Consider the following 10,647-nt stretch of genomic DNA (forward strand, 5'->3'; position numbering starts at 1 on the left):
ATATAATTGAGTATGCGATCACAGTAACAACTGAGTTGGAAGTTAAAACACGACTAAGAGCAAATGTTTGCTTCAGCACATAACTGCCAATCAATACAGCAAAAATATTACTGGTTTCTCGTAATACCGCGACCGACGAAATAAGCATTTTTGTGATCGCTCATAAAGCAACGCTATAAACACTTATGGATAATATTCCGGTTAAAAGACTTTGTTTCCAATTGCGCAAACCAAAAGAAACAGTTACTTTTCCTCTGCTAATAAAGCTGAAAACCACCACTCCAGCTCCAGTTATAACCTCTAACCATTCTGCATAAACCAAAATAACTTACTGCGTCTCACACCCACTCCACTGAACATGTTGTATCCGGCAATACAAGAAGTAGTCAAAATAGCAAAAATTAAAGGAACAACTGCAATTGTGCTGTTACTTGCTGCTGGATAACTCAAACCGCTACAAACTAAGCAATGTAGATGCAGACATATACATACTGGGATGTATAACAATAATAATGGAACCTAAAATAGCACCAATGAAGCGAACAAATGTCAGCGACAATAACTTGTCCTCACTGTTTTATCTGACACATTCCACATTGAGTGAGCTATGGCGGCCATTAAAACAAACACCTATTATATGGCACTTTAAAACCCATTAACTGCTGGTGATAACATACCCTAACTATCTCACTATTGCGGCTGACTTAATTTGTATCCATATGCTTTTACCCATTGCTAAATCGAGCTTTTGTAAAGATTTTAAGGTCAAACGGGCCAGTAAATAGTTCCCCCCTACTTTTAACCTGACCAATGACATGGCAGGATCTTCATCATTGGTTATTTCTTCTATCCTTCCAGATAATACGTTAAGAATACTGCTGTCAGTATGCGGCGATAAAGTAAGGCTAACATCGCTCGCCAATATACGTATGCGTTGTGTGTTATCTTGAACATTTTCAACATTGGGCAGCCAAAGCTCACCTCCATCAAAAGTGACCCGCATTAAATGCCATTGTTTATCTTTTTCAACCACGTTGCATTCAAGTATAGCCCCCACTTCATTACTCACCCCCAATGGTAAATCAGTTCTAGAAAACAACTCTGTTATGCCACCTTGAGTAATCACTTTTCCTTGTCGCATAATCACAATATGATCTGCTAGCCGAACGATTTCATCAACCGCATGACTGACATACAAAATAGGAATATTAAAGAGGCTACGAAGACGTTCCAAGTAAGGAAGAATTTCAAGTTTACGCGCGGTATCTAATGATGCCAGAGGCTCATCCATTAACAATAGTTTTGGTTGACTTAACAACGCTCTAGCTATAGCCACACGTTGTTTTTCGCCACCAGATAACTGCTGAGGAAATTGTGTCAATATATTATTAATACCCATCACACTGATAACTTGATTTAATAATTTGAGGTTAACGGCTTGATGATTTCGTTTGATGGCATAGTGAAGATTACCCATAGCCGTTAGGTGATCAAATAGACTGGCCTCTTGGAACACATACCCGATACTCCGCTTGTGAGTAGGGACAAATATACTGGTTTCCTGCCAACATTCACCATTAACATTTAACCTACCAGAAGCGTTTTTTTCAAGACCTGCAATACAACGCAACAAGGATGTTTTGCCCGAACCAGATTCGCCAAAAATAGCGGTTATACCCTGCCCAGGCATATTAATGTCGATGTCGAGGGCAAAAGTAGATTTAGCTGAGGTAGCATAACGTAGATAAAAACTTGCTTGGATCCCTTGGGCAGGTTTTTCGGGCTTGTCCAACACTTTTATCTTTTTGCTTTTATCTGCCATAGGTCATGCCTACCGCTTTGCGTTTGCGTTGAAAGGTATACAATATTAATAATACCACAAATGAAAATACAACCATTACACCCGACAACGCATGGGCCTGAGCATATTCTAATGCTTCCACATGATCGTAAATTTGTACGGATACTACACGGGTTTCTCCGGGGATACTGCCACCTATCATTAACACAATACCAAACTCACCCACTGTATGTGCAAAACCAAGAATGGTCGCGGTCATAAAACCTGGTTTTGCTAAAGGTAATACCACCGTAAAAAAACGATCGAGTGGACCTGCCCCAAGGGTTGCGGCTGCTTCTATAGGTCGATTACCAATAGCTTCGATTGCATTTTGAATAGGCTGCACAACAAAAGGCATAGAATACACCATCGAAGCGATCACTAGTCCCCAAAAAGTAAAAGGTAAAGTACCCAGTCCAAGCGCTTGAGTAAATTGCCCAATTGCTCCATTTGGCCCCATAGCTAATAATAAATAAAAACCTAACACGGTAGGAGGAAGCACTAAGGGTAACGCCACTATCGCACTTACTGGACCTTTGAACCAAGAATGTGTTCTGGCTAACCACCAAGCGACTGGGGTAGCCAATATCAACAATAATATTGTGACTGTTGTTGCTAAACGTAACGTCAACCAAATAGTTGCAATATCGCCATCAGTGAGACTCATAAATCTTGGCCCACATCCAGACTGTCTAAAGAAAGATAACCGTACTCAGCGATAATATTTTGAGCCTTATCAGTGTGCATAAAATCTAAGAAGGCTTTTGCGCCTAAACTTTTTGCAGCAGAGCGCAGTAAAACTGCATCTTGCTTAATGGGTCGATGCATTTTGTCAGGTACCAACCAATAAGAACCTTGATGGATTTTCTTCACTTTATTGATACTAATTAACTGCGACAAAGCAATAAAACCCAAGTCTGCGTTACCGGAGCTCACAAACTGGTATGTTTGCGCAATATTTTCACCTCGTACCCACTTTGGTCGAGTAACGTCGATTAACTCTAAATGTGTAAGTACCTCTAAAGCGGCGGTTCCATAAGGTGCTAATTTAGGATTAGCAATCGCTAGTTTATTAAATAAACTATTCTTAAATTTAGTTTCCACTTTATTAGAAAAGTCAGGGCGAGCGCTCCACAAAGCAAGGCGTCCAATAGCATAGGTAAAACGGCTTGAAGCAATCACTAGTCCATCTTTTTGCAATGCATCAGGCTTAGCTTGATCTGCAGAAAAAAATAGTTCATAAGGTGCACCTTGTCTGATTTGTGCATAAAACTTTCCAGACGACCCAAAAGACAAGGCAATTTGATAATCAGACGTTTTCTCGAATTCGAGCACTAGACTTTGCATCGTTTTACTAAAATTAGCAGCCACTGCAACATGTACTGATTTAGACTCCGCACATAGTGTAAAAGCAGGTAAAAGTAAAAATACCAGCCACTTTTTTATTTTCATACTATTGGACCCGTCATCTCAAAATAAGTGGTATACAATTGATTTTTATAACTTTATCACAGGCCTGTTTTTTGTGAGCACTTTTCAGCTAATCGTATTTTAGTTAGCAATTTTTTTATACTGGTGCTCATTATTCAACTTGGCATCATGTTTATCATTTGACTACAACATATTTACCTTATGTGAGTGAGCATGGTCAGCGAGCGTAATGTAATCTGCTAGCAAACCTGCCTCGATATAAACTGATTAATCATTTTCATTCCATTCATTGTATTGATAAAACATAAAATCAAGTGGCATAGAGATGTGTTGGTATACAATAAATCACACATAAAAAGTGATGAACATTTTAAAGTACACATGACTAAATCTATTTAGTCTGCTTGCAATGTATATGATGCTCGAGCAATGTTGCCCACTTTTGACTATAACCATGCACAGCCAGAGTCGGTGTTTGATTGAGTTCGATAAGTGTTTTGTGCTCATTTGCCCAAGCAAAAATACCACCATATAAATTCCATACATTGGAAAATCCAGAGGCTATAAGTTTTTCGGCTATTTTTTCGCTGCGCACACCTATAGAGCAGTAAACCACCACGTTTGTATCTTTTGGGGTGCCTGATAACCTACAAATGGAAAAATCATGATCCCCTACCCACTTTGCATTCGGTAAATGGCTAGTTTTAAACTCAACTAATTCCCGACTATCTAATATTAGCCAATCAGACTCGCACTTTATTAAATCAGCCAGATCACCGGTACTTATGACAGGCACTGAGCCTTTCAACATTTTTTTTAGGGTATCTTCAATTTTAAATGACACTTGGGTATGAAGTGGTGACATTTTTATAATTCTGATGTTTCAGGCATGACGTATGCTTGGGTACCCCACAAAGGCACGGTCGAAAGACTGTGTTTGAAACTTCCAGACGTTTCTTTTGTAGAATACGAGACATACATCAATGTTTGACTTTGTTCATCAAACACACGGCGAATTTTCATGCTTTTAAAAAAGATGCTTTTTGATTTTTTGAATACTATTTCACCTGATTTTGACTTATCGATAGTCGCTATCATTGCAGCACTGATTTCTCCCGTTTGCCTGCAAGCGATTGAACTGTCAGAGGGGTCAGACAAGCTAAGATCCGCCTCAATACTAGCAACATGGCAAGTCACGCCAGTAACAATGGGATCAACCATAGTATTTAATTTGATATCCTGTGTAGTAAAAACGCCTAGTGATATATCACCTACTTCATTTTTATCACAGCTTAGAAGTAACAAACTAATCCCAAAACATACATATAATACTTTCATTTTTTATCCTTAATACTTAATTTTAACTGACGACTTATTTTAATTAGTTTTGAACTTTTACTCTAAAAGAGCGACTTAGTAATGACAGCCTAGTGAACTGTCTCTCCCTGGGCCGTTTAGCATAGAGACTATGCTAGCGGCTTTTAACTTCCTGTCAAAGCTTCTGTATCCCTTGATGGCTTGTTAAAATTAAAGAACACACCTTGTGTACACAAAAACCACAAACAATCTGACTTTCTAAGCTAAAATGCTGTATATTCCTGCCTCGCTTTTTGCAGTCGCACAGGATCAGTATGAAATTTTCAAATTTAGGTTTAGCCAATGAAATCCAACAGGCTCTTGAAGTCTGTGGTTATACTGAAATGACGCCTGTGCAAGAACAAGCTATTGTTCCTGCACGCAGAGGCAAAGATTTATTAGTCAATGCTCAAACAGGTACAGGTAAAACAGCAGCCTTTGCCCTACCTATCTTGCAACAGATGTTGGATAAACCTAAGGACACGTTATCAGGCAGCCCGCGAGCATTGATCTTAACACCAACTAGAGAGTTAGCTGAGCAACTCGCCAGTACGATTGGTGCTTACGCGCAGTTTTTACCTTTAAAAGTCACGGCGCTTTATGGTGGTGTAAAAATGGGTGGGCAGGCAAGTAAACTTAGGGGTGGTGTAGATATTCTAATTTCAACACCAGGGCGCTTAATTGAACATTTAGAGCTGAGTAACGTCAATTTAGCCAATGCTGAGTTTGTAGTACTTGATGAAGCAGACCGTATGTTGGATATGGGTTTTATTGCTGACGTACAAAATATATTGCAATACACAGCAAAAAAACGACAAACTCTATTATTTTCTGCGACTTCATCTCCTGCGGTGAATGAACTATCCCATAAGTTACTTAACAATCACACCGTGCTTCGGGTTAACAAAATCAATGCTGCAGCCGAGACAGTTTCACACGTTATGTATCCTGTCGAAGAGTCACGGAAGATTGATTTGTTCAAAGCCTTACTGAAAGAACAAAACTGGTTTCAGGTTTTAGTGTTTACCAGTACTAAACAACAAGCCGATGAACTCATGGCCGCATTAAAACGAAGCAAAATAGATGCTGCGGTATGCCATGCGGACAAAAGTCAAGGTGCTCGTCGCCGTGCTATTGCCGATTTTAAGTCAGCAAAATTACAAGTATTAATAGCCACGGAAGTCGCCGCTCGGGGTCTAGACATTCAAGGTCTGGACTATGTAGTTAATTACAACTTACCTTATTTACCCGAAGATTATGTACACCGCATCGGTAGAACTGGGCGAGCAGGTAAAGAAGGCTATGCCATATCATTCGTCAGCCGTGAAGAAGAAAACACCGTTGCTCGCATCGAAAAACTGATTAGTAGTAAGATCAAACGTATTGTTAAAGTAGGATTTGAGGTCAGTAATCGTATCAGTTTGTTAAAAAGTGTAGCCAAAAATACACGTAATAGTCGCAGTAACAAAGCGAGTGAGACGAAAATAAGTCACGATAAATCCTCGCCTTATCAAGCAAAAAAATCAAAAGCAAAAGTGTCTAAAATAAAGAGAAAATAAAAACAAAGGCGTTGCTTTCCAAAATTATAGCTACGATACCCGTAGCTATAATTTCAGTTTCGTTACTTCCCCATTAAAAAATGTTTAATTGCATCTTTGTAGTTACGGCTAACTTTTATTTTTTCAAACTCACTCAACTGTAAAAAGAATTCACCTTTTGTGTGAGGGATCACCTTCTCAATAAAATTGAGGTTCACTATAGTAGAACGATGTACTCTTTTAAAAATACTGTCGTCCAATTCATCTAACAATTCTTTAAGCGTGCTGCGCTTAATATGCGTTTCACCTTGGGAATGCAAACAAACATAATCGCCAGCTGCATCCACCCATTCAATTTCAGACTGTTTCAAAATAGTGATTTCATCTCTATCCTTAATCACCACCTTGCGCTCAACAACACTCGATATCTGATGCAAAGATGGACTCGCAACAACATCATTAGCTGTAAAATCTTTATGATTAATCGCATCTATTGCTCCTAAAATAGGACGTTTATTCACTGACTGATCTATCACATTCAAACGTTGGCTCGCTCGCTGGACAGCCCGACCTATCCGTTCATCATCTATTGGCTTTAAAATATAGTCCACAGCCTGCACATCAAAAGCATCTAACGCATATTGTTCATAAGCAGTGGTAAACACTATTAATGGCAAAATATCACTTTGTATGCCCTTAACTACATCAAAGCCATTTAAACCAGGCATCTGAATGTCTAGAAAAATTAAATCAGGGGCTAGATCTAAGGTTGCAGCTATCGCTTCTCGTCCATTTTTACATTCACCCACAATTTCAATTTCAGCTATTTTATTTAATTTTGCGCGAAGCAGTCTTAGTGCTAAAGGTTCGTCATCAACTATCAGCGTTCTTAGTTTGATCATACTTTATACTCATTCCCTGATAACCGTTCTTGATTGCTCATTGGATACCCACTGCCCGTAATACTGTACTCACATGGTATTTCTATAGTGGTTCTTAGACCGCCTAATGGCAAGAGGTCAATGCTCACCGTAAAATCGTTTTCATACAGTGCTTTTAATCGTTCATTGGTGTTGCGCAGACCTATGCCCCTTCCTTTAGAGCTTTCCATTTTACTTTTGCCTATTTTGCTACCGCTGCCCGTATCACTCAATTGCATAATTAGACGTTGTTCAACTACTTTAGCTAGAAGTGTAATCGTGCCACCCAACTCGTTTTGGGCAATCGCGTGTTTCATGGAGTTCTCAATAATGGGTTGTAATAACAGGCTGGGTACCATGGCTAATTTAGCCTGTTCATTAATTTTAAAGTCCAAATTCAACCTATCACCAAAACGTGTTTTTTCAATTTCCAAGTACAGATTAAGTGCCTTAACTTCATTTTCTAGTGATAGTTTTGTGTCCGGATTATTATCTAAAGAGTGTCGTAAAAATCGACTCAATTGCACCGTCATGCTTTGTGCTTTTTCGGATTCATTGACCTCCACCAAAGAGCTAATAGCGTTTAGGGTGTTACATAAAAAGTGTGGATTCAATTGATAACGCAACATTTTTATTTGGGCGTCTCGTGCAATGGTTTGAGCACGCATGCGTTTCATCTGCTCTTCGCGAGCTTCTGCTTCCACTTTTAACATGATCCTGTGTTCAGTTTGCAGTAGATCATTGTAACGCATACCATGGAATAGACCGGTCCAGCATAAAAATATAAAAACACTGGCAAAGTGCCAACCACCAAACTCACTCCATTCGGTGCTGATTTCGGTCAAACGGATAAAAGCTTCAATTCTAAATAAAGTCCAAACCAGCGACACTACCAACACCATCAAAAATCCCACTGTGGCACGATAAACAAAAGGCCTGTGCCAAATATGCATAAAACCTACATGTAAAAACAAAGTCAGTATCAGCCCTAATATTGCCTGCAGTATAATATGTACAATATGTGACCAACCGTAAGGCCCGTACCACAACGTCAAAGAAAAAAAGCTGACAGTACTAACAAATGCCCAAAACCCTAATTGTAATAAACCAAATTGGTAAACACTATAACGGCCAATCATAGTGGGTGGGCGTTTAAAAAATGATGTCACATGGTTTTCCTATTATGCCAACTGCGTTAGCATCAATTTCAGGTTGGAGTTTACACTCGGTATATGTTGCTCGCCATCAGTTCAGTCCGTACTATCGATAATATTGACCGCTCTATCGCAATTCATGATCTTTCTAAGAGTAATAGTCTAGCGTGACAAGCACTTAGTGAATAGTCTTTATCAATAAACCACATTATAGGCAGTAAGAATGAAAACAAACCAGCCTCATACAATTTTCTATGTATTTTATGTATCCATCATTGTTGCCTTAGGCGGTTTCCTGATGGGTTTTGATGCATCAGTGATATCAGGTGTCGTTAAATTTATAGAACCAGAGTTTAACTTATCTAAAATTGAATTGGGGTGGGCTGTGGCATCTTTATCACTCACCGCAACATTAGCAATGGTGACGGCCGGTCCTTTGAGCGATAGATTTGGTAGAAAACCAGTACTTAAATGTGCTGCAGCTCTGTTTTTTTTATCAGCCATAGCGTCAGCTCTAGCACCTAACTTTCTCACACTAGTGATTGCCCGAATGGTCGGTGGTCTAGGTGTAGGTGCAGCATTAATTATTGCCCCAATGTATATCGCAGAGATCGGTCCTGCTAAGTATCGAGGCAGAATGGTATCACTCAATCAGCTAAATATTGTGCTGGGGATTTCGGTAGCTTTTTTCACTAACTTTTTAATATTAAGATCAGCAGAGATAGATAGCAATTGGGTACAAACATTAGGACTTGAAAAATGGAACTGGCGATGGATGCTCGGTATTGAAGCTATTCCAGCCTTACTTTACTTCATTTGTCTGTCAATAGTACCTGAGAGTCCTCGCTGGTTGATGATGAAAGGCCGCAGCAATGAAGCATTACTAATACTCAGGAAAGCCTTAGGAGAACAAGCAGCGGATAAAGAAGTGTCACAAATAAGCTTGAGCATTGACCAACAAAAAAATCAAACCAAAGGTTCTTTTTTAGAACTACTGAAACCATCAATGCGCTTAGTCATGATAGTGGGTATTTCAATTGCTATTTTACAGCAAATTACCGGCATCAATGCGGTCTTCTTTTATGCGCCTATGATATTTGAACAAACAGGACTAGGGACTGACGCCGCATTCATGCAGGCTATTCTGGTGGGCTTAACCAATGTTGTGTTTACTCTAGTCGCTATTGCGCTAATAGATAAACTAGGGCGTAAATCCCTGTTAGTGATGGGTGTATCTGGCATCATCGTATGTATGTTTAGCTTGGCTTATCAATTCAATGCAGCGACGTATACATTAACAGCCCAAGCCATCAATGCTTTGCCAGCAGGAATAGATATGGCCGCTTTACAGCCTATTTTAGGTACCACCTTTAACAGCGATTTGGCTTTTAAATCAGCCATCAGCGAACTGTTAGGTGCTGGGGCCGCAAGTCAGTTTGAGTCAAGTGTAGTCTCCGCTGCTATCCAGATGAACGGTACCATGATATTGCTTAGCATCTTAGGCTTTGTGGCTTGTTTTGCAGTGTCCCTTGGACCTGTTATGTGGGTCCTATTTTCAGAATTATTTCCTAACAGGATAAGAGGGATCGCTATTTCATTTGTTGGGCTGATCAACTCTGCTGTTAGCTTTTTAGTGCAGTTGGTTTTTCCATGGGAACTCGCCAATTTAGGGGCAACGTTAACCTTTGCGACCTATGGTGGCTTTGCATTAGCGGGGTTGCTGATAATCCTAAAATATGTACCTGAGACCAAAGGCAAAACACTGGAAGAATTAGAAACATTATTGGTTAAAAACTAAAACGAGAGGTCATCAAGAGTACTGAGCTAGTCACTATCCAGTCAGTACCCTTGATGTTGATTAAATTATTTTCTACTTATATTTTTTCAAATCAAACGAACATACAAAACCAATTTTTGGTATAAATTTTCAGCCCCCTACAACACTTGAGACAGCACAGGTTTTTCATAAACAATTTAAAATTAAGCTTAAATAGCTTGCTGAAATTTATGCGATTTTATTAATATCACAACCTGCGATGCACTTCATACCAATGCTATTTTAAGTCATATATTATGAAACGCAGAATTATCTTGTTCAAAACACATCAGAAACTTATGTCAGAAACCTATGAACAGTGTTTTACCGGGGTTCAACATGCTTAAGCTTCAAGATCGCCATCAGCCCTTTTGTATTTTTTTGAGGCACTTCACAACTCCTTGCGCTGATTTAGCTTCAGGCAACTTTGTTTTACATAAATTTATCCGTTACTCGTATGATGGGTAATTACTTCGCGTTTAACTTTGGCATTTAACTTTCGCATTTAACTTTCGCATTTTTACAAAATACAAAATCTTATGGCGATAAAGTAGCATTTCCTGCAAATGATTTGACGATGCCTGTTTAACGA

At 39.3% G+C, this 10,647-nt stretch carries 9 protein-coding genes; 2 read left to right on the forward strand and 7 right to left on the reverse strand.

The window, feature by feature from the left end:
- Positions 1 to 682: 682 nt before the first annotated feature.
- The 5 genes from modC to QZ562_RS16575 form a co-directional block, all read right to left on the reverse strand.
- Complete coding sequence (gene modC / locus QZ562_RS16555) at positions 683 to 1,822, reverse strand: molybdenum ABC transporter ATP-binding protein (RefSeq protein ID WP_293762566.1); 1,140 nt, start codon at positions 1,820 to 1,822, stop codon at positions 683 to 685.
- Positions 1,812 to 2,507: a molybdate ABC transporter permease subunit gene (gene modB / locus QZ562_RS16560; RefSeq protein ID WP_293762569.1), complete on the reverse strand. Its 696-nt coding sequence runs from the start codon at positions 2,505 to 2,507 to the stop codon at positions 1,812 to 1,814. Before modB ends, modC begins: the two co-directional genes overlap by 11 nt.
- A complete protein-coding gene (gene modA, locus QZ562_RS16565; RefSeq protein ID WP_293762572.1) occupies positions 2,504 to 3,292 on the reverse strand; it encodes a molybdate ABC transporter substrate-binding protein in 789 nt (262 codons plus the stop codon). The genes modB and modA overlap by 4 nt, the downstream gene beginning before the upstream one ends.
- 370 nt (positions 3,293 to 3,662) lie before the next feature.
- Positions 3,663 to 4,136: a rhodanese-like domain-containing protein gene (locus QZ562_RS16570; RefSeq protein WP_293762575.1), complete on the reverse strand. Its 474-nt coding sequence runs from the start codon at positions 4,134 to 4,136 to the stop codon at positions 3,663 to 3,665.
- Positions 4,137 to 4,138: 2 nt separating this feature from the next.
- Positions 4,139 to 4,609: a CreA family protein gene (locus QZ562_RS16575; RefSeq protein WP_293762580.1), complete on the reverse strand. Its 471-nt coding sequence runs from the start codon at positions 4,607 to 4,609 to the stop codon at positions 4,139 to 4,141.
- Between the two features lie 293 nt (positions 4,610 to 4,902).
- Here QZ562_RS16575 and QZ562_RS16580 point away from each other — a divergent pair, with 293 nt between their 5' ends.
- Positions 4,903 to 6,186: a DEAD/DEAH box helicase gene (locus QZ562_RS16580; protein ID WP_293762586.1), complete on the forward strand. Its 1,284-nt coding sequence runs from the start codon at positions 4,903 to 4,905 to the stop codon at positions 6,184 to 6,186.
- A gap of 62 nt (positions 6,187 to 6,248) precedes the next feature.
- Here QZ562_RS16580 and QZ562_RS16585 read toward each other — a convergent pair whose 3' ends face one another.
- Complete coding sequence (locus QZ562_RS16585) at positions 6,249 to 7,067, reverse strand: LytTR family DNA-binding domain-containing protein (protein ID WP_293762592.1); 819 nt, start codon at positions 7,065 to 7,067, stop codon at positions 6,249 to 6,251.
- Entirely contained in the window at positions 7,064 to 8,254 is a 1,191-nt protein-coding gene (locus tag QZ562_RS16590; RefSeq protein WP_293762598.1) for a histidine kinase, read from the reverse strand. The genes QZ562_RS16585 and QZ562_RS16590 overlap by 4 nt, the downstream gene beginning before the upstream one ends.
- A gap of 208 nt (positions 8,255 to 8,462) precedes the next feature.
- Between QZ562_RS16590 and QZ562_RS16595 the strand changes: the two genes are divergently transcribed.
- A complete protein-coding gene (locus tag QZ562_RS16595) occupies positions 8,463 to 10,037 on the forward strand; it encodes a sugar porter family MFS transporter (RefSeq protein WP_293762601.1) in 1,575 nt (524 codons plus the stop codon).
- The last annotated feature ends 610 nt before the right edge of the window (positions 10,038 to 10,647 follow it).

Source organism: uncultured Paraglaciecola sp., from assembly GCF_913058035.1.
Taxonomy (GTDB): domain Bacteria; phylum Pseudomonadota; class Gammaproteobacteria; order Enterobacterales; family Alteromonadaceae; genus Paraglaciecola.